18 protein-coding genes and 1 riboswitch are annotated in these 23,281 nt (G+C 70.2%); of the genes, 7 read left to right on the forward strand and 11 right to left on the reverse strand.

The annotated features are described in order from the left end of the window. Window positions 1–62: 62 nt before the first annotated feature. Window positions 63–1,754 carry an NADH-ubiquinone oxidoreductase-F iron-sulfur binding region domain-containing protein gene (locus tag IEY36_RS09240; protein WP_188966768.1) on the forward strand — a complete coding sequence of 564 codons (1,692 nt, stop codon included), beginning with the start codon at window positions 63–65 and terminating at the stop codon, window positions 1,752–1,754. Next, window positions 1,751–4,486: a formate dehydrogenase subunit alpha gene (fdhF, locus tag IEY36_RS09245; protein WP_188966769.1), complete on the forward strand. Its 2,736-nt coding sequence runs from the start codon at window positions 1,751–1,753 to the stop codon at window positions 4,484–4,486. The genes IEY36_RS09240 and fdhF overlap by 4 nt, the downstream gene beginning before the upstream one ends. 422 nt (window positions 4,487–4,908) lie before the next feature. Here the strand turns inward: fdhF and IEY36_RS09250 are convergent, their stop codons facing one another. From IEY36_RS09250 to IEY36_RS09285, 8 genes are all read right to left on the reverse strand, one after another. Then, window positions 4,909–6,030: an ABC transporter permease gene (locus IEY36_RS09250; protein ID WP_188966770.1), complete on the reverse strand. Its 1,122-nt coding sequence runs from the start codon at window positions 6,028–6,030 to the stop codon at window positions 4,909–4,911. 3 nt (window positions 6,031–6,033) lie between these two features. Beyond that, entirely contained in the window at window positions 6,034–8,742 is a 2,709-nt protein-coding gene (gene rbbA, locus IEY36_RS09255; protein WP_188966771.1) for a ribosome-associated ATPase/putative transporter RbbA, read from the reverse strand. Continuing rightward, window positions 8,742–9,797 carry an HlyD family secretion protein gene (locus IEY36_RS09260; RefSeq protein WP_188966772.1) on the reverse strand — a complete coding sequence of 352 codons (1,056 nt, stop codon included), beginning with the start codon at window positions 9,795–9,797 and terminating at the stop codon, window positions 8,742–8,744. The genes rbbA and IEY36_RS09260 overlap by 1 nt, the downstream gene beginning before the upstream one ends. 547 nt (window positions 9,798–10,344) lie before the next feature. Further along, window positions 10,345–12,339, reverse strand: a complete 1,995-nt coding sequence (locus IEY36_RS09265; RefSeq protein WP_188966773.1) for a TonB-dependent receptor plug domain-containing protein — start codon at window positions 12,337–12,339, stop codon at window positions 10,345–10,347. A 152-nt stretch (window positions 12,340–12,491) separates the two neighbouring features. Beyond that, window positions 12,492–12,710, reverse strand: a riboswitch (cobalamin riboswitch). 147 nt (window positions 12,711–12,857) lie between these two features. After that, the gene (locus IEY36_RS09270; protein WP_229681222.1) at window positions 12,858–13,532 is read right to left on the reverse strand and encodes an exopolysaccharide biosynthesis protein; all 675 of its coding nucleotides are present in this window, start codon (window positions 13,530–13,532) and stop codon (window positions 12,858–12,860) included. Window positions 13,533–13,689: 157 nt separating this feature from the next. Next, on the reverse strand, window positions 13,690–14,484 hold the full coding sequence (locus tag IEY36_RS09275) for an enoyl-CoA hydratase (protein ID WP_188966774.1): 795 nt from the start codon (window positions 14,482–14,484) through the stop codon (window positions 13,690–13,692). Between the two features lie 12 nt (window positions 14,485–14,496). Continuing rightward, the gene (locus tag IEY36_RS09280; RefSeq protein WP_188966775.1) at window positions 14,497–15,714 is read right to left on the reverse strand and encodes a CaiB/BaiF CoA transferase family protein; all 1,218 of its coding nucleotides are present in this window, start codon (window positions 15,712–15,714) and stop codon (window positions 14,497–14,499) included. A gap of 66 nt (window positions 15,715–15,780) precedes the next feature. After that, window positions 15,781–16,206, reverse strand: a complete 426-nt coding sequence (locus IEY36_RS09285; protein ID WP_188966776.1) for a CBS domain-containing protein — start codon at window positions 16,204–16,206, stop codon at window positions 15,781–15,783. 189 nt (window positions 16,207–16,395) lie between these two features. Here IEY36_RS09285 and osmF point away from each other — a divergent pair, with 189 nt between their 5' ends. Genes osmF through IEY36_RS09305 form a run of 4 tightly spaced genes read left to right on the forward strand, consistent with a single transcriptional unit; the run spans window position 16,396 to window position 20,100 of the window. Next, the gene (osmF, locus tag IEY36_RS09290; protein WP_272873135.1) at window positions 16,396–17,325 is read left to right on the forward strand and encodes a glycine betaine ABC transporter substrate-binding protein OsmF; all 930 of its coding nucleotides are present in this window, start codon (window positions 16,396–16,398) and stop codon (window positions 17,323–17,325) included. A 32-nt stretch (window positions 17,326–17,357) separates the two neighbouring features. Continuing rightward, complete coding sequence (locus tag IEY36_RS09295) at window positions 17,358–18,452, forward strand: ABC transporter permease (protein WP_188966777.1); 1,095 nt, start codon at window positions 17,358–17,360, stop codon at window positions 18,450–18,452. Further along, entirely contained in the window at window positions 18,449–19,381 is a 933-nt protein-coding gene (locus tag IEY36_RS09300) for an ABC transporter ATP-binding protein (RefSeq protein WP_188966778.1), read from the forward strand. Before IEY36_RS09295 ends, IEY36_RS09300 begins: the two co-directional genes overlap by 4 nt. After that, window positions 19,378–20,100 (forward strand): ABC transporter permease, encoded by a 723-nt coding sequence (locus tag IEY36_RS09305; protein WP_188966779.1) that lies wholly within the window; start codon window positions 19,378–19,380, stop codon window positions 20,098–20,100. The genes IEY36_RS09300 and IEY36_RS09305 overlap by 4 nt, the downstream gene beginning before the upstream one ends. Here IEY36_RS09305 and IEY36_RS09310 read toward each other — a convergent pair. The 3 genes from IEY36_RS09310 to IEY36_RS09320 all read right to left on the reverse strand — a co-directional run bounded on the left by IEY36_RS09310 (window position 20,081) and on the right by IEY36_RS09320 (window position 22,395). After that, window positions 20,081–20,503: a CBS domain-containing protein gene (locus tag IEY36_RS09310; protein WP_188966780.1), complete on the reverse strand. Its 423-nt coding sequence runs from the start codon at window positions 20,501–20,503 to the stop codon at window positions 20,081–20,083. The genes IEY36_RS09305 and IEY36_RS09310 overlap by 20 nt on opposite strands. A gap of 69 nt (window positions 20,504–20,572) precedes the next feature. Beyond that, window positions 20,573–21,271, reverse strand: a complete 699-nt coding sequence (locus IEY36_RS09315; RefSeq protein WP_373290318.1) for a sulfurtransferase — start codon at window positions 21,269–21,271, stop codon at window positions 20,573–20,575. A 158-nt stretch (window positions 21,272–21,429) separates the two neighbouring features. Further along, complete coding sequence (locus IEY36_RS09320; protein WP_188966782.1) at window positions 21,430–22,395, reverse strand: Bug family tripartite tricarboxylate transporter substrate binding protein; 966 nt, start codon at window positions 22,393–22,395, stop codon at window positions 21,430–21,432. A gap of 82 nt (window positions 22,396–22,477) precedes the next feature. Here IEY36_RS09320 and IEY36_RS09325 point away from each other — a divergent pair, with 82 nt between their 5' ends. After that, window positions 22,478–23,101, forward strand: a complete 624-nt coding sequence (locus IEY36_RS09325; protein WP_188966783.1) for a DUF1194 domain-containing protein — start codon at window positions 22,478–22,480, stop codon at window positions 23,099–23,101. Window positions 23,102–23,281: the final 180 nt, after the last annotated feature.

Consider the following 23,281-nt stretch of genomic DNA (forward strand, 5'->3'; position numbering starts at 1 on the left):
CCCCTCGCGCTTCGCGACCATCCACTATCTAATGGTCGCGAGGAAACGGAGGCCGCAAAGGCATGGCTCCATCACGATCGGAACGCGAAGCGGAATCGACGGCGCGGCGGCCGCGTTTCGGCCCGCGCGGCCGGACGGCGACGCCGGCCGCCAGGGAGGCGGTTGCTGCGGCGCTGGGCACGACGCCGCCGCAGCGGGGCCTGCTGATCGAGTATCTCCATACCCTGCAGGATCGCCACGGTGCCTTGCAGCCGGACCATCTGGTCGCCCTGGCGGAGGCGCTGCACGTCGCCCCCGTCGAGGTCTTCGAGGTCGCCACCTTCTACGCCCATTTCGACGTGCTGGCGGATGGCGCGCCCGCGCCGCCGCCGGTGACGATCCGCGTCTGCGAGAGCCTGCCCTGCGCCATGGCCGGTGCGCATCGCCTGCTCGACGCACTGCGCGCCGCACCACCCGGCGGCGCGCGCATCCTGTCCGCACCCTGCATGGGCGCCTGTGACCAGGCCCCGGTCTGCGCCGCCGAGCAGGGCGGTGCCGATGGCCTTGTCACCGCGGCCACGCCCGGCCGCGTCGCCGCCGCCTGGCTGCATGGTGTCCGCCTGGTTCCGCCGGCACCGCCCCACCCCTTGCCGCCGATGCCGGTCCTTGCCGCCGCCCGGGACGGCCTGCTGACGCGCGAGGCGATGCTCGCGGCACTGGACGCCGCGGGCCTGCGCGGCCTCGGCGGCGCCGGCTTCCCCGCCGCGCGAAAATGGCGCGCCGTCATGGCGCAACCCGGCCCCCGCCACCTCGTGGTCAATGCCGATGAAGGCGAACCCGGCACCTTCAAGGACCGCTGGTGCCTGCACCATCATCTTCACCGCGTGCTCGAAGGCATGCTGCTCGCGGCACAGGCGATCGACGCCGAGGCGTGCTGGATCTATCTGCGCGACGAATATCCCGAGGCGCGCCACGCGCTGGCCACCGCCAGCGCCGCGCTGTGCGAGACGGGCGTCGCGCAGCGGCCGATCCATCTGCGGCGTGGCGCCGGCGCCTATATCTGCGGCGAGGAAACCGCGCTTCTCGAAAGCCTCGAAGGCCGCCGTGGCTATCCGCGCCACAAGCCGCCCTACCCGGGCGAGGTGGGCCTCTTCGGCCGCCCGACTCTGATCCACAATGTCGAGACGCTGTGGTGGCTGCCGGAACTCTTCGCCGCGCCCGAGGCCGCCGCGCGCTACGCCGCTGCCGGCCGCCGGGGCCAGTCCGGGCGACGCCTCGTCAGCCTGTCGGGCCGCGTGCGCAAACCCGGCGTGCATGATGCGCCGGCCGGCATCACCGCGCTGGAACTCATCGAGGAATGCGGCGGCGGCATGCAGGACGGCCATCGCCTCGCGGCCTACCTGCCGGGCGGCGCCTCCGGCGGCATCCTGCCCGCCGCCATGGCGGATCTGCCGCTCGCCTTCGGCACGCTCGACCACCTCGGCTGCTTCGTCGGCTCCGGCGGCGTGGTGGTGCTGTCGGACCAGGACGACCTCGCCGACGCCGCCCGCAACCTCGTGCGCTTCTTCCATGATGAATCCTGCGGCCAATGCACGCCCTGCCGTGTCGGCACGCAGAAGGCGGCGCGCCTTCTCGACGCGCCGCATTGGGATCGCGCCCTGCTGCACGAACTCGCCCAGGCCATGGCCGACGGTTCCATCTGCGGCCTCGGCCAGGCCGCGATGAACCCGGTGCTCTCCCTCCTGCGCCACTTCCCCGCGGAGGCCCTGCCATGACGCGCTTCACGCTGGATGGCCGCGACGTCGAGGCCGCGCCGGGCGAGACGATCTGGACCGTCGCCCAGCGCGAAGGCACCGATATCCCGCATCTGTGCCATTTGCCCAAGCCCGGCTACCGCCCGGACGGCAATTGCCGCGCCTGTCTGGTGGAGGTGGAGGGCGAACGCACCCTCGTCGCTTCCTGCATCCGCGCGCCGCGCGAGGGCATGGTGGTGCGCAGCGCCTCCACGCGAGCCGAGACGGCGCGGCGGATGGTGTTCGAATTGCTGCTCGCCGACATGCCCGGACCAGAGGGCCGCGACGCCACCGCACCCTTCGCGCGCTGGGCCGCGCGGCTCGGCGTCACGCGCTCCCGCTTCGCGCCGGATGCGCGTCCGGTGCCGGACCATTCCCACCCGGCGATGGCCGTCGCCCTCGACGCCTGCATCGCCTGCGGCCTGTGCGAGCGCGCCTGCCGCGAGGTCCAGCACAACGACGTCATCGGCCTGGCGCGTCGCGGCGCGGCGGTGACGGTCGCCTTCGACCTGCTCGACCCGATGGGCGCTTCCTCCTGCGTCGGCTGCGGCGAATGTGTGCAGGCCTGCCCGACCGGCGCGCTGCTGCCCAAGGGCGTGCTCGACGAACGCGGCCACCGCGCCGCACCGCCGGCGCGCGAGGTGGCGAGCGTCTGCCCCTATTGCGGCGTCGGCTGCCAGCTCGGCTACCGCGTGCGCGACGGCCGCATCGAGGAAGTGGTCGGCCGCGACGGACCATCCAACCACGGCCGGCTCTGCGTGAAGGGGCGCTTTGGCTTCGACTTCCTGACCCATCCCGACCGGCTGGCGCGCCCGCTCATCCGCATTGACGGCGCCGCGAAGGACCCCGCCGACTGTACCGACCCTTCCCGCGCACGCGGGAAGTTCCGCGAGGCGTCGTGGGGGGAAGCGCTCGCGCGTGCCGGTGACGGCCTGCGCGTCATCCGCGACGGCATTGGACCGCAGGCCCTGGCGGGTTTCGGCAGCGCCAAGGGCTCGAATGAGGAAGCCTATCTGTTCCAGAAACTCGTCCGCACCGGCTTCGGCACCAACAATGTCGACCACTGCACGCGGCTGTGCCACGCCGCCTCGGTCACGGCGCTGCTCGAAGGCATCGGCAGCGGCGCCGTGACGGCGCCCTTCACCGCCGTGGAAGACGCTGACCTGATCTTCGTGATCGGCGCCCGCCCGACCGAGAACCATCCGGTCGCCGCCACCTTCATCAAGCAGGCGGTCGCCCGTGGCGCGACGCTGGTGGTGGCCGACCCGCGCGGCAGCGAGCTCGATCGCATCGCGACTGAAATTCTGCGCTTCAGGCCGGGTGAGGATGTGGCGCTGCTCAACGCCATGCTGCATGTCATCCTGTCGGAGAACCTCCACGACCCCGCCTTCGTGGCGGCGCGCGTCGATGGCCTGGACGGCTTGCGCGCCCATGTCGCCGCCTACGCGCCCGAAGCCGTCGAGGTGCAATGCGGCGTGCCGGCCGAACCGATCCGCCGCGTCGCGCGGCTGTATGCGCGCAGCCCCGCAGCGCTGACGCTGTGGGGCATGGGCATCTCGCAATCCGTGCACGGCACCGACAATGCGCGCGCGCTGATCGCGCTTTCGCTCGTCTGCGGGCAGGTCGGCCGGCGCGGCACCGGGCTGCACCCCCTGCGTGGGCAGAACAACGTCCAGGGCGCCTCGGATGCCGGGCTTATCCCGATGATGCTGCCGGACTACCACCGCATCGACGATGCCGCTGCGCGCGCGACAATCGAGGCGCTGTGGGGTGCCACGATCGACCCGAAGCCGGGCCTGACAGTGGTGGAGATCATCGCCGCCGCCGGGCGCGGCGACATCCGCGGCATGTATGTGATGGGCGAGAACCCGGCAATGTCGGACCCCGACCTCGCCCATGCGCGCGCCGCCCTCGCGCGGCTCGACCACCTCGTGGTGCAGGACCTGTTCCTGACCGAGACGGCCGCCCTCGCCGATGTCGTGCTGCCGGCCTCGGCCTGGCCGGAAAAGGACGGCACCGTCACCAATAGCAACCGCCAGGTGCAGATGGGCCGCGCCGCCGTCGCGCCACCGGGGGAGGTGCGGCAGGACCTCGCCATCATCGTCGCAATGGCGCGCCGCCTCGGCCTCGACTGGACCTACGCCCATCCGCGCGAGGTCTTCGCCGAGATGGCGCAGGCCATGCCCAGCCTCGCCAACATCACCTGGGACCGCCTGCTGCGCGAGAACAGCGTCACCTATCCCTGCGCGGCGCCCGATGCGCCCGGCGAAGACATCGTCTTCCACGACCATTTCCCGACCCGCGACGGGCGCGCGCTGCTGGTCCCCGCCGGCCCGTCCGACCCCGCTGAAATGCCGGACGCGGCCTATCCCTTCGTGCTGACGACGGGGCGCGAACTCGAACACTGGCACACCGGCACCATGACGCGCCGCGCCGGCGTGCTTGACGCCATTGAACCCTCGGCGACGGTCTCCCTGGCGCCGGGCGATTTGCGGCGGCTCGGCATCCTGCCCGGTGGCTGGATTCGCGTGACGACGCGGCGCGGCACGGTGCAATGCGCCTCGCGCGAGGATCCGGGCCTGCCGGAAGGTGTCGTCTTCCTGCCCTTCGCCTTTCGCGAGGCAGCGGCGAACCTGCTGACCGATCCGCGGCTGGACCCGGAGGGCAGGATCCCGGGCTTCAAGCTGTGCGCGGCGCGCGTGGAGCCCGGCTGACGCCGAGGCTGATGGAGTCGATCCCGATCGGATGGAATTATCTGATCGGGTGAAGATGCTCGCGAAGACAATGGACTGGGGAGGGTTTCGTGAGCCGGGGCGAACGGAAGCCGCTCAACTTCTGAGCGGGGGAGCCGGAGAGGGGCTTTGCCCCACTCCGAACCTCACCCCACCAAAGGCCCGAGGCCTTTGGAAACCGATACCTGGCCCCTGCACCGCGGTCAGCATCGGCACTCAGATCCGCCGCTGCGCACGAAGCGGGGGCAGGCAGGTGTAGGATGCGTCTGCCGCACGGTGCCAGAAGACGGCGTTCCAAATGCCCTGGCATTTGGCGGGGTAGCTTGGAGGGGCAGCGCCGCTCCAACCTTCCTGTCCTGGTCGTCAAGCAGGACCGTCAGCATGACGCCGCAAGGGCACCGACGTCACGCCATCTGCCCGATCGTCGCGCGAAAGCGCGCCAGGGCGACTCCGAACAGCACCGCGCCGATCCCCGCCAGCGCGACGAATTGCGGCCACACCACCGAGAAGCCGGCGCCGCGATACAGGATGCCCTGCGCCAGCATGACGAAATGCGTGGTTGGCGCGGCGAGCATCACCACCTGGACAAAGACCGGCATGCTCTCGCGCGGCGTGGTGCCGCCCGAGAGCATTTCGAGCGGCAGCAGCACCAGGATCAGCAGCAGCGCGAATTGCGGCATCGACCGCGCGACGGTGCCGAGGAAGATGCCCATCGCCGTGGTGGCGAAGACATGCACCGCCGCGCCAGCAAGGAACAGCGGCACCGACCCCTGGATCGGCACGCCGAGCAGCCCCTGCACGACGACGGTGATGGCGACGGCGGTCGCCACGATCACCACCAGCGCCATCGCCCAGACCTTGGCGAGCATGATCTCGAGCGGCGTCACCGGCATCACCAGCAGGTGTTCGATGGTGCCGTGTTCGCGCTCGCGGATCAGCGCCGCGCCGGCGAGCACGATCGAGAGCATGGTGATCTGGTTGATCACCTCCATCACCGCGCCAAACCAGGCTTCCTCCAGCACCGGGTTGAAGCGCGCGCGCAGCGCGAGGTCGACCGCCGGCGTCGCCACCGCGCGGTAGCGTTGCGCGAAGGCGGTCACCTCGTCGCTGATGATGGTCTGGATATAGCCGCTGCCGGTGAAGGCCTGGCTCATGCGCGTGGCATCGACGTTCAACTGGATGGCGGGCTGGCGCCCGGCCAGCATGTCGCGCTGGAAATCGGGCGGGATGTCGATGGCGAAGGTGTCGTGCCCGGCATCCATGCGCGCATCCATCTCCGCCGCCGTGATCATCACGGGCGGCAGGAAATAGGGCGGGTAGAAGGCCCCAGCGATGCGCGCCGAGAGCGGTGAGCGGTCCTCATCGACGATGGCGATGGCCGCGCGGGTCAGCGTTTCCGGCACAGCGGTGGCGGCGGCGTAGATCGCCACGGTGAAGGAATAGGCGATCAGCACCAGCATGATCGGGTCGCGAAGCAGGCTGCGCAATTCCTTCACGCCGAGATTGCCGACATTGGCGAGACGCATCGCTCAGCGCTCCTGTTTGCGCAGCAGCATCGCGCTCAGCGCGATCAGCACCGGCCCGGCGAGCGCCAGCGCCAGGAAGGGCGTATGCAGGTCGGCGAAGTTCAGCGCCTTGGAGAATGTGCCGCGCGCGATGGTGACGTAATGCGCGGTCGGGTAGATGCGCCCGATCAGCGCACCGACGCCCTCAATGGACGAGACCGGGTTGATCACGCCGGAGAACTGCACCGCCGGCAGGATGGTCATCACCGCCGTGCCGAAGGTCGCCGCCACCTGGCTTTTCAGGAAGGTCGAGGCGAGCAGCCCGAGCGCCGTCGCCGCGCCGAGATACAGCAGCGTCGCCGCCGCCAGCGTCCAGAAACTGCCTTTCAGCGGCACGTCGAACAGCGTCAGCGCGAGGCCCACCATCAGCAGGAAATTCACCATACCGAGCACGAGATAGGGCAGTTGCTTGCCCAGCAGGAATTCCAGCCGCGTCACCGGCGTGACGTAGAAGTTGACGATCGAGCCCAACTCCTTCTCCCGCACCACGGACAGCGCCGTCAGCATCGCGGGGATCAGCATGAGCAGGATGGGGATGACCGCCGGGACCATCGCCACCAGGCTGCGCACATCGGGGTTGTACCGGTAGCGGGTCTCGATGCTGAACAGCGCCGAGGCGCTTGGCGTCGAACTGCGCGCGGCGCGCTGTTCCAGCCATTGCGCGTGCATCGCCTGGACATAGCCGCGGATGGTCTGCGCGCGCGATGGCATCGCGCCGTCGATCCAGGCGCCGATCGCGGTCGGCCGGCCGCGCGCCACATCGGCACCGAAGCCCGGCGGGATCTCGATGGCCAGGGTGATCTCGCCCGACTGCATGCGGCGGTCGAGATCGGCATGATCGGTGATCGGCGCGCGCTCGGTGAAGTATCGCGACCCGGCGACGTTGAGCGTGTAGTCGCGGCTGACCGTCGTCTGGTCGCGGTCGAGCACGGCGAAGGTCAGATTCTCGACATCGAGCGTGATGCCATAGCCCATGATGACCATGAGGATCAGGCTGCCCAGTAGCGCGAGCGTTGCGCGTACCGGGTCGCGGGCCAATTCGATCGCCTCACGCCGCGAATACGACAGCATGCGGCGTGGGTCGAAGCCGCGCCGCGGCGCGTGGCCGGCCACGATCGGGGGCGGTGTGGCCACTGAGGCCTGCTGCGCCGTCGCATCCTCGAGGTAGCGGATGAAGGCATCCTCCAGTGTCGCGACGCCACGCCTTGCCACCAGCGCCGCCGGCGTGTCGCTGACCAGCACGCGGCCGGCATGCATCAGCGAAATGCGGTCGCAGCGCTCCGCCTCGTTCATAAAATGGGTGGAGATGAAGATCGTCACCCTGTCGCGCCGCGCCAACTCGATCAGGATGCGCCAGAAATCGTCGCGCGCCACCGGATCGACGCCCGAGGTGGGTTCATCGAGGATCAGCATCTCCGGCCCATGGATCATCGCCACGGCGAGCGACAGCCGCTGCCGCTGCCCGAGCGGTAAGGCATCCGGCAACGCATCCATGATCGCGGTGAGGTCGAAGCGTCGCGCCATCTCCGCGACACGCCCGGGGATCGTCGCCGACGGCAGGCCGAACAGCCGCGCATGCAGGTCAAGATTCTGGTGCACGGTCAATTCACCATAGAGCGAAAAGCCTTGCGACATGTAGCCGACGCGCCGGCGCGTCTCGATATCCGTCGCATCGACCGGCGAGCCGAACAGGAAGGCCTCGCCCTCGCTGGCCGGCAACAGCCCCGTCAGCATCTTCATCGTCGTCGTCTTGCCGCAGCCATTGGAGCCGAGGAAGCCGAAGATCTCGCCGCGCCGGATACGGAAGCTGACGTGATCGACCGCGGTGAAGTCGCCGAAGCGCATGGTCAGGCCGCGCGCCTCGATCGCCGCCTCGCCTTGACCATCCTCAAAGGGCTGGATGTGCACTGGGTGGTGGCCGGCGCGCCTCGCCTCGGGCAGCAGCGCAACGAAGGCGGCTTCCAGCGTCGTCGTGCCGGTGCGCGCCAGGATCTCGGCCGGGCTGCCGGTGGCCAACACCTTTCCGCCATCCATCGCGGCGAGCCAGTCGAAGCGCGCCGCTTCCTCCATATAGGCGGTGGCGACCAGCACGCTCATTCCCGGCCGCCCGGCGCGGATGCGCGCGATCAACTCCCAGAACTGCCGGCGCGAGAGCGGATCCACGCCGGTCGTCGGCTCATCCAGGATCAACAGTTCCGGGTCGTGGACCAGCGCGCAGCACAGGCTGAGCTTCTGCTTCATCCCACCCGACAATTTGCCGGCCGGACGATCGACAAAGGGGGCGAGGCCGGTCGCCGCGACAAGCGAGGCGATGCGCGCCTCGCGTTCCGCGCGGTCCTGCCCGAACAGCCGGCCGAAGAAGTCGATGTTCTCGAACACCGACAGTGTCGGATAGAGGTTCCTGCCCAAGCCTTGCGGCATGTAGGCGATGCGCGGCCCGACCGCGTCGCGGTGCAGCGCATCGCCCATGTCGCCGCCCAGCACCGTGACGCGCCCGGCCTGCACCGCGCGCGCGCCGGACACCAGCGCCAGCAGGCTGGATTTCCCCACGCCATCCGGCCCGATCACCCCTGCCATGCAGCCCGCCGGCAGGTCGAGCGTCACGTCATCCAGCGCGACAGCCTTGCCGTAGCGCAGCCCGACCGCGTCCAGGCGACCGATCACGCCATTCATTACGGCAGCCTGACCTGCAGGTTCGCCGGCCAAGCGGCAGCAGGGTCGAGCCGCACATAGGCGACGCCCGGCAGCCCGGTCTTCACCTGGGTGATGTGCTCGCGCAGCAGGTCGGCATCGATGCGTGCCCGGATGCGGAACACCAGCTTCAGCCGCTCCTCCGCCGTCTCCACCGTGCGCGGCGTGAATTGTGCGACGTCGGAGACGAGCGAGACCTGTGCCGGGATCACCAATTCGGGCGCGGCATCGAGCACCAGCCGCGCCTCCGCCCCCAGCGCGATCCGCCCCGCATCGGGGGTGGGCAGGAAGAAGGTCATGTAGACATCGGTGAGGTCCACCATATTAATCACCCGCCCACCGGCGGCGACGACCTCGCCCGGCTGGGCGATCCGGAACTGCACGCGCCCGGCGCGCGGCGCCTTCAGCGCGCTGTCGTCGATATCCACCTGGATGCGCTGGATCGTCGCGCGGGCGGCCTCGGCGGCGGCCTGCGCGCCGACGACCTGTGACCGCGCCGAGCTGATCGCCGCGTCGGCCGCGGCAATCTGCGCCCGCGCGGCACTCTGCGCCGCACGCATGCCTTCGAAACTGGCGCGGTCGTCATCCAGCGTCTGCTGCGGCGCATTGCCGCGCGCGGCGAGCTCCTCGGTGCGCGCCAGGCGGCGTTGCGCGGCCGTGACCTGCGCGTCGCGCTGGGCGGCGGTGGCCTCGGCGGCCGTCTTCTCTGCCTCGCGTTGGGTGACCAGGCTGCCGGCGGTCTCGATGGCGATGACGGCGCGGTTGAGCTGCGCCTGCGCCTCGCGCAGCTGGGCTTCCAGCGAGGCGGTGTCCATCAGCGCCACCACCTGGCCAGCGGTGACGAAGTCGCCTTCATTGACCAGTACATCGCTGATGCGCCCGGCGATCTTGGTAGCGACGTCGATCTCGACCGCCTCGACCCGGCCATTGCCGCGGGCGAAGCCGGGCGGCAGGCCGGCCGGCCGGATCGTCTGCCAGGCGAACCAGGCGCCTCCGGCCGCCAGCAGCAACAGAAGCAGGAAGAAAGCCGACCTCATGGGTCCGCGTCGCATCATCATCGTTCGTTTGCCCGGAAGCGGCGAATTGGCTGCGTATACCGACTTATTGCACCGCAGCACGCCTTGCGGCAGCGCAAGATCGTGGGAGCATGGCGGGGACTTCCGCACAACCTCATCGCAAGGCGACCGCGGCGCCGCGACACCGGCCGATGGTCGGCAGGGTAAGGGCGGGCCGGTCTGGTGCCGCGCCAATGGGTGGCACGGAGGGGCTCTGCCCCAAAGACGCGAAGATTGGGAGGGGCCTTGCCCCCCCCAAACCACCCCACCAAAGGCCACCGGGCCTTTGGAAATCGATATCTGGCACTGTGCATTATGGCCGGGATCGGTACGAAGACTCACTCCCTTGCCCAACGCGACTTTCGTTTCTCGGTACAATCTGTCGCGCTCGCCACCAAGTGACGGTTTCCAAAGGCCCTTAGGCCTTTGGTGGGGGAGGCCCGGAGGGGGCAAAGCCCTCTCCGGTACCACCGTGTGACAGCACCATCTTCGCGCGCAAGGGCCGAGGCCCTTCCAACGGCCGCCCCCGTCAGAACGTCCCGCGCACCCCCGCCACTGCGGTCCGTCCCGGAATGACGAAGCCATTCGCCGGCTCGTACTGCGTGTTGCCGAGGTTGCGGAACTCCACGAAGCCTGCGAGCTGTTCGAGGATCGGCACCGTGGCGGTCAGGTTGAACACCGTCCCGCCATCGTTCTTGCCCGCCGTGGTGATCGACGACCCGTCGTCGTTGTAGCGGGCAAAGGCGCCTTCCGGCGACGGCCCGGTATAGAGGATCTCGGGCACCACCACGATGCGCGCATTGCGCGGCCCGTCCCAGGGAAGCGGCGCGGCGAAGCGCATGGTCAGCGCAGCGATGTTGCGCGGCCGGCGCGCCAGCGGCGTGTCGTTCGTCGTGTCCGTCGCTTCCTGCACGGTCCAGGACCCGGTCATCGAAAACCAATCCGTCGGCCGCAGCGTGAGGGCGAATTCGCCGCCACGGATGCGCGCCCGATCGACATTCTCCAGCGTGCTGAAGGTCTGGTCGTAGTTGATCAGGTTGCGGATGCGGCTGTCGAAATACAACGCCGAGACGGTGGCCCAGGAGGCGATGTCGGTCTCAACGCCCGCTTCCCAGGCGAAGCCATCCTCCGGCCGCAGATTGGGGTTGCCCTGGAAGTAGCCGGTGATGGTGCCGTAGCGCTGGAACAGCGACGGTGCCTTGAAGGACGTCCCACCCGAAACGCGTAGGCGGGAAGAGACCTCCGGCAGCGCCAACACCGCGCCAAGGCGCCAACTGGTGAAGCCGTCATACCCCTCCGGCCCGTCGTAGCGAATACCCGCCGTCACATCGAGCCGCTCGAACAGCCGCCCCTGCAGCGAGGCATAGCCCGCGCCCGAACGCTGCGACGCATCGACGATGGTGCGGAAGAATTCCGAGCCATTGGCGCTGTCCGCGGTCTCCTTCTCCCACTGCGCGCCGAAGATGACGGTGAAGTCGGTCGCCACGCCGGCATCGGGCAGGCGCAGCGTGTTGTCCCAGGAGATCGCCTGGCGGCTGGCGCGATAGAGGTCGTCGGCCGTCGCCGGGTTGGTCGGGTCGGGCAGGTTGGTATAGCGCCGCCGGTTCTGGCTGCCCGACAGGGTGAAGCCGGTGGTCCAGACGCCACCGAACAGATCGGTCGTGCTGCGGCCATAGCCGAACCAGGAGCGGTCCTGCCCGGTATAGTTCGGGTCATCGAGCGGTACGTCGTCCAGGCCGACGGTGTTTTCCCGACCGCGCACCAGCCCTTCGACGCGGGTGCGGCCGAACACCTCGCCAGGGACTGTCTCGCCGAGCGTCAGCCCGAGCCGGGCGGTCACGATCGCCGAGCGGAAGCCGTCCTCCTCGCCGAGGCTCTGGTAGAAGCGCGACGCCAGGGCGTTGGACCCACGGGTCGACAGGCTCTGGCCGGTCACCTGGTAATCCACCTGGCCGATGGTTCCCCCCATGCCGGCATAGCCGCGCACGGTTGAGTTGCTGCCCGCGCCAGCCTCGAAATACGGCGCGGCGACGCGGTCGGCCGGGGCGGAGCGGGTGATGAGATTGACCACCCCGCCGATCGCCGCCGAGCCATAGAGCGAGGAGACTGGCCCGCGCACCACCTCGATGCGCTCGATGTCGCCAAGCAGTTCATTGCCGAAATTGAAGGCGCCATTGGGCTCCGACGGGTCGTTCACCGGCACGCCGTTCAGCAGCACCAGCACCTGGCGTGAATTGGCGCCGCGGGCGAAGCCGGAGGCCTGCTGGCCGATACCGCCGGCCTGCACCAGGCGGAAGCCCGGCACTGCCGCCAGCGCATCGGCAAGGGTGACGTAGCCGTTCTCCTCGATGGTCTGGCGGTCGATCACGGTGACCGGGGCGGGGATACGGTCGCGCGGGGTCGGGATGCGGGTGGCCGTCACGATCATGTCGGGCACCGCGGTCGCGGCTGGGGTGGCCGGGTCCTGCGCCCAGGCGGGGGCGAGGGGGGCGAGGGCGAATAAAGCAAGGATCCGGTGTTTCATCCGGGGGTCCCTCCGTTGCACGGTCCGCGTTTCGCCCCGGTGCCGTGGGGCGCCGGGACGGGCTGGCGTCGTGCTCGCATGACGGAAGGACGGCCGCATTCCAACGGTCGTACCCTGGGTCCGTTGCGCCGGTGCTCCCCGCCCGGCACGCGCGAGACAACTCTGCGCCGGCCGGTCTCCTGGCTCGCGACGTGGCGGGGCGAGGTGCCTCCACCGCCGGCCCCGCCTTCTCGCGCCGAAGGGCGCAATGGCGTCAGGGGCCGGTTTCGTCGCCTACAGTTGCGGGGGCAGCCGCGGATGGGCGGTGAGGGTCACCGCGTCGCGCGTTCCCGTTTCAGCCCTTTCGGGCCACCGGCGCATGGGCGGAAGCTATGCCGAGCGGCCGCGTCGCGTCCAGGGTGACAAAGCGTTTCCTGACGACGCCAGGCGACGCTTTGTGAGCGCCGAGAACGGATCGAGGCTGGAGCGCGCAGCGCGACCGCGCCCAGACCACCCGTCGCCGCCTGCCGTTTGAGGGCTCAGTAAAAGTAATGCAGTGCTTCCATGCCGAACCACAGCAGGGCGCCGAGCACTGCGGTGGCAAACACGTTACCCAGCATGGTCAACGCCATGCCGATGCCCACCACCTTGCTGTCATTCTCCACCACGCCGAGCGCCATGACGATGGTGCCGAAGGCCGGCGGCCCATTGGTGCCAGGGCCGGGCAGGATCAGCATCAGCGCGGCATAGGCGGTCAGCCACCCGACCACCTTGTCGGCGGTGGCGTTGGTGAAGGGTCCGGGGCGCGGCCGCACCCAGCGTTCGACCTTGGCGATGGCGCGCGAGACGCGGGTGGTCGACCCAGGCGCGAGCCGCAGCAGGTCGGTCCGCTTCAGCGACTGCCGGGCGATGAAGGCCGGCAGCTTCGGCTTGCGGAAGCCGAGGCCCATCTGCACGCCGAGAATGAGCATCGGCGTGCCGAACACGCTGGCCATGCCGGGCAACAGCCCCGGCAGGCACAACAGCAGGATCAGCAGGCCGAAGGCGCGGTCGCCGAAGGCCTCGCCCATCTCGCCTAGCGTGATGCGTTCGCCATTGCACTGCGCCGCGACCTCGGCCACCAGACGAGAGATGGGCGCGCCGGGATGCTCCGCGGCAAGGCCGGGTCCCGCCTCGTCATCAGCCAGCCGGTTGTGTTCGTGCTGTGAGTCCACGCCCTGTCACGTCCCCTGTCGGCCGGTTCGCCGGGGAGGGCCCCGCCAGCCGAGGAGGGCGTAGCACGCCGGATGGGGGCGGCGGAACGTCGCGCCACATGTCATTTCGGCAATCGCCGCGTCTGGCGGTATCGCACCCGGCGCGGCGTGGCGGCGGTCAGCGCCCCTGGAAGGCGGGCTTGCGCTTGGCCATGAACGCCTTGCGGCCTTCCTGGTAGTCGGCGCTGTCGAAACAGGCGGCCATGGCGGCGTTGATGCCGGCCATGTCGCGATCGGCACGGTCCTGCAGCACCGCCTGCACCGTGCGCTTGTTCGCGTACAGCGACAGCGGCGCGTTGACGGCGAGCGTCGCGGTCAGCCTGGCGATCTCGCCGGCCAGCGCATCGGCCGCCACCACCTTGTTGATCAGCCCGACGCGCGAGGCTTCCTGCGCGTCGAAGCGTTCGCCGGTCATCAGGATCATGTGGGCGTGGGCGGGTCCCACCAGGTCCACCAGATGCCGCACCATGTCGAAGCCATAGGCGATGCCGAGCTTCGCCGCCGGAATGCCGAACTGGCTGCCCTCGGCGGCGATGCGGATGTCGCATGACATCGCGATGCCGAGCCCGCCGCCCATGCAGAAACCGCGGATCTCGGCGATCACCGGCTTGGGGAACGACGCCAGCTTCAGCCGCCCGCCCGCCGTCTGCTTGCTGTATTCGCGCTGCGCATCGGCGTCCGAGCGCAGCTTGTCGAACTGGCTGATATCGGCGCCGGAGACGAAGGCCTTGTCGCCCGCGCCGGTCAGCACGACGCAGCGCACCGTCTCGTCCTTCTCGAACAGGTCGAGCGCCGCGCCCATGCCGCCCCACATCGTCACCGACATGGCGTTGCGTTTCTCGGGCTGGTTGAAGGTGATGCGCCCGACGCCGTCCTTGATCTCGGCGAGAATCTTGCCGTCCGCGAATTCCATGGTCTTTGCTTCCTACCCTTCGCTGATGACGCCGAGGCCGCGCAGTCGCGCCACATCGTCATCGCTGTAGCCGGCTTCCCTGAGGATCTCGGCCGAATGTTCGCCCAGCCGCGGCGGGATCATCCGCACCTCGCTCTCCACGCCCTCGATGTTGATGGCGGAGGAGACGAGGTGCGTTTCGCCGCGCGTCGGGTGCTTGATCGGCATCGCCATGCGCAGATGCTGCACCTGCGGGTCGGCGAAGACCTGGTCAACCTTGTTGATGGGGCCACAAGGAATGCCGATGCGTTCCAGCAGGTCGATCCAATACTCCGACGGCTTCTGCTTGAACGCCTCGGCGATCACCGCGTTCAGAGCCGCGCGATCGTCGCTGCGGCCCTTCAGCGTCTTCCACTTCTCGACCTCGAGCCATTCCGGGTGCCCAACAGCCTCGGCGAACTGCGCCCACATCTTCGGGCTGGACGCTGCGATGTTCACCGGCTTGTCGGCGGTCGGGAAGGCGCCCATCGGGATGTTCACCGGATGGTCGTTGCCGGCCTGGCCGGGCACCTCGCCATCCATCAGGTAGCGCGCCGCCTGCAGGTCCAGCATGAACACCATCGACTCAAGCAGCGAGGTATGGACGTAGCGGCCCTTGCCGGTCTTCTGCCGTTCCCACAGCGCCATCATCACCGCGAGCGCCAGCAGGTTGCCGGCGGTCAGGTCGACGAAGGGAATGCCCGCGCGCATCGGCCCGCGCCCCGGCTCGCCGGTGATCGTCATCATCCCGCCCATGCCCTGGGCGATCTGGTCGACGCCGGCGCGTTCGGAATACGGCCCGGTCTGTCCGAAGCCGGAGATCGAGGCGTAGATCAACCGCGGATTGACCGCCTGCACCTGCTCGGGCGCGATGCCGAGGCGGTGCTTGACCCGCACGCGCATGTTCTCGACCAGCACATCGGCGGTCTCGGCCAGCTTGAAGAAGGCCTTCTTGCCTTCCTCCGTCTTCAGGTCGAGCGCGATGGACCGCTTGTTGCGGTGCAGGTTCTGGAAGTCATAACCCTCGCGCGACCCGCCCAACCCATCGTTGAAGGAGGGCGGTTCGACGCGGATCACCTCGGCCCCCCAATCGGCCAGGTGGCGCACGCAGGTCGGGCCGGCGCGCGCCAGCGTCAGGTCCAGTACGCGAATGCCGGCGAGCGGCAGTGTCGCCTCCTGCGCGAGCTTCGGGTCGATATGGCTTTCCGGCATGGTTCGTCCTCCGTCGCCCGAGCCTAGGACGCGGGGGCGGAGGTGCCTAGGGCGGTGGGGATTTCGCTACCGGATGGTGGCGAAGATCGCCTCCTCGGCCTCGATCTGCGCGCGTTCCAGTGCTCGGAAATCGCTGCGCAACACGAGAGCGCGCACGCGGCCGCCCTCGACCACCGGCACATGGCGGAAGCCGCCATCGTGCATCAGATGCAGCGCATCAATGGCGCGGTCGCGTGGGCTGAGCGCCTCGACCTTCTTCGTCATCACCGCGTCGAGCGTCGTCTTACCCGCGTCGCGGCAGTCGGCAAGCATGCGGCAGATGGCGTCGCGGCCAGTGAAGATGCCCAGGAGGTGACCTTGTGCATCCGTCACCAGTACGGCTGAGGCCTTGGCCTCGCGCATCCGCGCGCAGGCTTGCTGCACGGTGGCATCCGGGGGCAGGCAGATGGTGTCGCGATGTGGCGCGACCTCGATGAGGGGGCGATCCTTCATGGGCTGGGGCTCCGGCGTGGCGGTTGCAGGCGGCACGCGGCACGGGCAGCGGTCGCGACCGCTATGATGCACTATAGCGTCGGGCGAGCGGTCCGGCCGCAGAATTCACACCGGCGCCGGCTGTTGTGGTCGCGCGATGCGCGTTGCGCATGGCAGTCTCGGATCCATCTCGTATCGGGGAGAATTGTGATGACCTGGATGAACGGCATGTCCCGCCGCCACCTGCTGGCCGGCAGTGCCGCGCTGCTGGCGACGCCGGCCCTCGCGCAATCACGGCCCATCGTCGTCGCCAGCAAGATCGACACCGAGGGCGGGCTGCTAGGCCAGATGATCGTGCTGCTGCTCGAAGCCAATGGTATGCGCGTGGAGAACCGCGTGCCGCTCGGCCCGACGCGCATCGTGCGCAGCGCGATCCTCGCCGGCGAGATCGACCTCTATCCCGAATACACCGGCAACGGCGCCTTCTTCTTCCAGATGGAAACCGACCCCGCCTGGAAGAATGCGCAGGCAGGCTATGAGAAGGTCCGCGACCTCGATGCCCAGCGCAACAACATCGTCTGGCTGCAACCCGCGCCGGCAAACAACACCTGGGCGATCGCGATCCGCGCCGACGTCGCCCGCGCCAACAATCTGCGCACGCTGGAGGATATCGCCGGCCAGGTCTCGGCCGGGCGGCCCTTCAAGCTGGCGGCTTCGGCGGAATTCGTCGAAAGCCCCGCCGCGCTGCCGGCTTTCCAGCGCGCCTATGGCTTCACCCTGCCGCCGGACCGGCTGCTGGTGCTGCCGGGCGGCGATACGGCGGTGACGATGCGTGCCGCCGCGCAACAGCTCAACGGCGTGAATGCCGCGATGGTCTACGGCACCGATGGTGGCATCGCCGCGCTCGACCTGGTGGTGCTGGACGACACCAAGGGCGTACAGCCCGTTTATGCGCCCGCACCCACCATTCGCGGCGACGTGCTGCGCGCTAACCCGCGCATCGCCGAAATCCTCGCCCCCGCCTTCCGCACGCTGGAACTAATGGTGCTGCAGCGGCTGAACGCGCAGATCGCTGTGGAGGGCAAGCCGGCACGCCAGGTGGCGCAGACGCATCTGGCCGGCGCGGGGCTGCTCCGCTGACGGCGCCGCGCCGCGCCGGGCCGCTGGAGGCGGTGCTGTTGCTGGTGGCCGTGCTGGCGCCGCTGCTGCTCGGCTTCGCGGTGCTGGCGCCGAACCGCATCGTGCCGCCGCGCGGCATCGCGGTGGGCGATGTGCACGTCTGGGGGTTTCTCGCCCCCGCCGCCCTCGCGGCGCTGGCCGCAGCGATGCTGCCCGGACGGATGGCGGCCATCGCCTGTGGCGTCGCGCTCTGCGGATTGCTCGGCGGGCTGGACGATGTCGCGGGGCGGCTGACCGCATCGTTGTCGGCGGCACGGCTCGGCCCGGCGGCCGGGTCCTGGATCGCCTGCGGGGCGCTGCTGCTGGCGGCGCGGTTGGCACTTGGCCGGGCAGGGACGGGCGCGGCCGGTCGCGCGGCCGCGGCGGCCGGCTTCGTGGTGGCGATCGCGGCGATGCTCGCCCTCGGCCTGTTGGGCGACCTCGGTCTGGTGCGGGAGGCCACGGCGCGCGGGCCGGAACTGCGCGCCGCCCTCGCCGGGCATCTGGAGCTGGTAGCCGCGGCCTTGCTGCCGGCGCTGGCGGCCGGCGCGGCGGCCGGCGCCTTCGCTTTCACCATGCGGCGGATCGGGGGTGCCGTGATGGGCCTGCTGGCTGCCCTGCAGGTGATCCCGGCCATGGCGCTCTTCGCGCTGCTGATCGAACCGCTCGCCGCCCTCGGCCGCGCGGTGCCGCTGCTGCGTGAGGCCGGGCTGCGCGGCATCGGCGCGGCGCCGGCGGTGATCGGCGTGTTTCTCTATTTGCTGCTGCCCATCGCGGCAGCGACACGCGCCGCCCTCGGTGCGGCCCCAGCCGCGGCGGTCGATGCGGCGCGCGGGCTCGGCTTCGCACCGGGGCAGGTGCTGCGGCGGGTGCGCCTGCCGCTTGGCGCGCCGGTGTTTCTCGGCGGGCTGCGCACCGCGACGGTGCAGGCGGTCGGGCTGGTGACGCTCGGCGCGCTGGTCGGCGCCGGCGGTTTCGGCGTGCTGATGTTCCAGGGGCTTGGCCAATTCGCGCCGGACCTGATCCTGCTCGGCGCGCTGCCGGTCGCGGCGTTGGCGCTGGTGCTGGACGCGGCGCTGCGCGCGGTCGAGGACGGGCTGGCGCAATGATCCGCTTCGAGGGCGTGCGCAAATCATTCGGCGGCGCGACGGCGCTGGCCGGGCTTGACTTGGTCGTGCCGGAAGGCGCCTTCGCCGTGCTGCTCGGCGGCTCCGGCGCGGGCAAATCCACCGCGCTGCGCATGATCAACCGGTTGATCGACCCTGATGCCGGGCGCGTGCTGCTGCGCGGGCGCGACGTGGCGGCTGAGGCTGCGCCGGCGCTGCGGCGGCGCATCGGCTACGTCATCCAGGGCATCGGCCTGTTCCCGCACTGGACCGTGGCGCGCAACATTGGTGCGGTGCCGCGCCTGCTCGGCTGGGACGAGAAACGCATCGCCGCGCGGGTCGATGAACTCCTCACGCTGCTGCGGCTCGACCCGGCGGCCTATCGCGACCGCATGCCGGCGCAGCTTTCGGGCGGCCAGGCGCAGCGCATCGGCGTCGCCCGTGCGCTCGCCGCCGACCCCGATATCTTGCTGATGGACGAACCCTTCGGCGCGCTCGACGCGGTGACGCGCCAAGCGCTGCAACAGGAAATGGCTCGGCTGCACGCCGCCACCGGCAAGACCATCCTGCTGGTGACGCATGATGTCGAGGAAGCCTTGTCGCTCGCCACGCGCCTCGCCGTCATGGCCGATGGCAGGCTGTTGCAGGAAGGTGCGCCGCGCGACCTGCTCGACGCGCCGGCCGACCCGCGCGTGCGCGACCTGCTCGATGGCGGCGCGATCGGCATGCGGCGGCTGTCGCTGGTCACCGCCGCCTCGCTCGCCGGCCCAACGGGCGAGGCGCCCGCCGCCCTGCCGCACATCCCCGCCGCCGCGACCGGGCGGGACGCGCTGGAAGCCATGCTCGCCGCGCGCGCCGAGGCGGTGGTGCTGCTCGACGCGGCGGGTGCGCCGGCCGGCCTGGTGGCGCTGCGGGACCTGCTGCGGGCATGAGGCTCGCGCCCCTGCTGCCGGCCGCGCTATTCCTCGCCGCGCTGCTGGCGCTGCCGCTCGCCGGCCCGACCTTCGGCGCGCTGTTCCCCGATGTGGCGGAGCCGCTGTACCGGCGCGAATCCTTCATCGCGCTGACGCTCAGCCATGCCTGGCTGGTGCTCGCCTCGCTGGTGCCGGCGGCGGTGACCGGCATCGGCCTCGGCGTCGCCGCGACGCGCCCCGGCGCGCGGGAGATGCGCGTCATCGCCGATGCGCTGGTCGGTTTCGCGCAGGCGGTGCCGCCGGTCGCCATCATCGCCATCGCCGTACCGGTGGTCGGTTTCGGCGTGACGCCGTCGCTGATCGCGCTGGTCTGCTACGCGACCCTGCCGGTGCTGCGAGCGACGACCGGCGCGCTCGCCACCGTGCCGACCGATGTGCTCGACGCCGCGCGCGGGTCGGGCATGACGCCGCGCCAGATGCTGTTCCAGGTTGAGTTGCCACTGGCCGCGCCACCGATCCTCGCCGGGCTGCGCGTCGCCGCCGTGCTGGCGGTGGCGACGGCGGCGGTGGGTGCGGTGGCGGGGGCGAGTTGCCTCGGGACGCCCATCATCGCCGGGCTGGTGAATGGCAACCCGGCCTGGGTGGTCCAGGGCGCCGTGCTGACCGGGCTGATGGCCTTCGCGGTGGATGGGCTGCTCGGCGCGCTGGTGCGGCCTGTCAGCGCATCATCTCCATGAAGCCGGTCTCGTCGTCGAAGCGCGCCTGCTCCCTGGCGCGGAAATCGTAGCGCGAGACGATGCCGACGACGCGCCCGCCCTCGACCACCGGCAGATGCCTGAAGCCGGCATCGTTCAGCAGCAGCAGCGCGTCCATCGCCGTCGCCTTCGGGCCGAGGGTCGTCGGGTTCTTTGTCATCACCGCCTCGACCGGCGTCTTCTTCGCATCCGCGCCTTCGGCCAGCAGCCGCACCGCGTCGCGGCCGGTGAAGATGCCGAGCAAGTGGTGTTCGCCATCCACCACCAGCACGGCGCCGACCTTGCGGGCATACATCGCCGCGCAGGCCTGCGAGACCGTCGCCGCGGGCGGCAGGGTCAACGGCTTCTGGTCGCGGATGATCTCACCCATGGTGCGCTGGGGCATGGCGCGGTTCCTCCGTCCTGTTCCTGTCACATAGCGCGTCAGGCGGGCCGGCCGCTTGACCCAACGCAATCAGCCCGGCCCGGTCTCCATCGGCAAAGCAGGGTCGCGGCCCCATTCATCCAGGCTGCCGTCATAGACGGCGAGGTCGGTCCAACCCGCGCGCAACAAGTTGAACGCCAGGTTCGACGCCGCGATCCCGCCGCCGCAATAGGCGATGACGCGATCGTCGCGCCGGATACCGGCATGCTCGGCCAGCGCCGTCACCGCCTCGGCTGTCAGCGTGCCATCGGCAAGCAGCGGCGCCGGCAGGTTCCGGCTGCCGGCGATCCGTCCCGGCCGGTGATAGGGCAGCCCGCCCGTGCCGGCATGCTGTTCGGCCGAGAGCGCATTCACCACCACCACGCCCGGCGTGCCGAGCGCCGCCAGCACCGCGTCCCGGTCGGCGATCGCCCCGCCGCGCGGCCGGGGCGTGAAGGGCCGCGCCGCCGGCACCGGGACCGCCACCGGGCCGCTCTCCACCGGCAGCCCCGCTGCCTTCCACGCCGCGAGGCCGCCTTCCAGCACCCGCACATCCTCGAAGCCGAGCCAATGCAGGGTCCAGAACGTCCGCGTCGCCCAATTGCCGCCGACGCGGTCATACAACACCACGCGGCTGCCTTCCCCCACGCCATGCGCGGCGAAGGCGGCCGCCGCGATGTCCGGCGCCGGCAGCGCGAAGCGGAACGGCCTCTCGCGGTCCCACAACCAGTCCAACGCATCGAGATGCACCGAACCGGGAATGCGCGACTTCTCGAACGACGCCCGCGCGCTGTCCTGCAACATGGTGGACAGGTCCGGCGCCGGCCGCTGGAAGACGCTGCCATCCAGCACCACCAGCCTCGGCGCCCCGAGTTCGGCCGCCAGCGCGGCCGGCGTGATCGTCAGGCTCATTCGGGCTGGAAATTCGCGATGCGCAGCAACTCGGCATTCCGCGCTACATCCGCGACGATGAAGCGTTCCAGCTCCGGGACCGTCTCGGCCACCGGCTCGAAGCCGAGGCTGGTCAGGCGTTCGACCACCGCCGGCTCGCGCATCGCCTCGGTGATCGCGGCATTCAGCCGGTCCACGATCTCGCGCGGTACGGCCCGCGCGGCCCAGACGCCGTACCAGGAATAGAATTCGAAGCCCGGCAGCCCGGCCTCGGCCATGGTCGGCAGGTCCGGCGCCAGCGGCGAGCGCTGCGCCGTTGCGATGCCGAGGCCGCGCAACTGCCCGCCGCGGATCATCGGTAGCGTCGCCAGCACCGGGTCGAACATCAACTGGGCATTGCCTGCCGCCACATCGGTCAGCGCCGGGGCGGAGCCGCGATAGCCGACGATCTCGATATTCGCCCCGGTCATGCGGTTGAACTCGATCGACCCGAGATGCCCCGCCGCGCCCAGCGAGGAGGTCGCGAAAGTCCATTTGTCTGGCTCGCGCTTCGCCGCTTCCACCACCTGCGGGATGGTGGTCTGCGGCAGGCGCGGGTTCATCACCAGCACCAGCGGCCCGCGCGCGGTCCGCGCGACGGGAATGAAATCCGTCACCGGGTCATAGGGCGCGGCCTTCATGACATAGCGCGCCATCGGGTGGATCGAGGCCGAGGCCATGATGGTGTAGCCATCCGCCGGCGCCTGCAGCACCGCCTGGCTGCCGATTGCGCCATTCGCTCCGGGGCGGTTCTCCACCACCACGGTGACGCCGAGCTTCTCCTGCAGCTTCTGCGCCGCCAGCCGCGCCATCGCATCGGTCGCCGCGCCTGGCGTATAGGGCACGATCATGCGGATGGTGCGGCTCGGCCAGGCGCCCTGCGCCAGGGTCGGTCGGGCAAGCAATGCGCCGGCGGCGCCGGTGAGCAGAGTTCTCCGTTGCATCGTCAAGTCTCCCGGTTCGGTTGCGGCCAGCATGCCCATCAACCGGGCGTGCAGCCAACCGCCAGCCATGCAAGAAACAAGCATGGAGAAGGTCGACCTCGCCCTCTGTCTCGCCGTGGATGCTTCTTCTTCCGTGGACTTCGACGAGTTCGGCCTCATGCTCGGTGGCTACGGCGCGGCGTTCCGCGACGAATCGGTGCAGGCCGCCATCACGGGCGGGCGACGCGGGGCGGTGGCGATCTGTCTGCTGATGTGGTCGGGGCAGGGGGCGCAGGCGGTCGCCGTGCCCTGGGCGCGACTGGATGGCCCGGTGGCGGCGGCGGCCTTCGCCGAGGCCGTCGAGAACGCGCCCCGACTGGTGCCGGCGGGTGCGACCGCCCTCGGGGAGGGCATGGCCGCCGGCCTCGCGCTGCTGGGCACCGTGCCCACCGAGGCGACGCGCCTGGTGATGGATGTCTCCGGCGATGGCCGCCACAACCAGGGACGCCCGCCAGGGCCGGTGCGTGACATCGGCGTGGCGGCGGGCATCACGATCAATGCCCTCGCCATCCTGAACGAGGAGCCCGACCTGCTCGACCACTACCAGGCCGAGGTGATCGGCGGGCCCGGCGCCTTCGCCATGCACACGCCCGACTACGCCGGCTTCGCCGAGGCGATCCGGCAGAAGCTGCTGCGGGAGATCATGGGCGGCGCCGCGATCGCCTGAGAGGCTGTCTCGAAAGTCGCCTCAAGGCGACTTTCGCAGTCCAGCACCGGTCCGCACCCCCACCAGGCACCCATCCAGGATACTGTCGTTGGGTGGCCCGGTGGGGGTGCGGGCCGGTGCCGGACTTTCAAGACAGACTCTGAGAACACCCTTGCCTTCCCCCGCCGCGCATGGCTTCCT

This window comes from Neoroseomonas lacus (assembly GCF_014644535.1).
Classification (GTDB): domain Bacteria; phylum Pseudomonadota; class Alphaproteobacteria; order Acetobacterales; family Acetobacteraceae; genus Neoroseomonas; species Neoroseomonas lacus.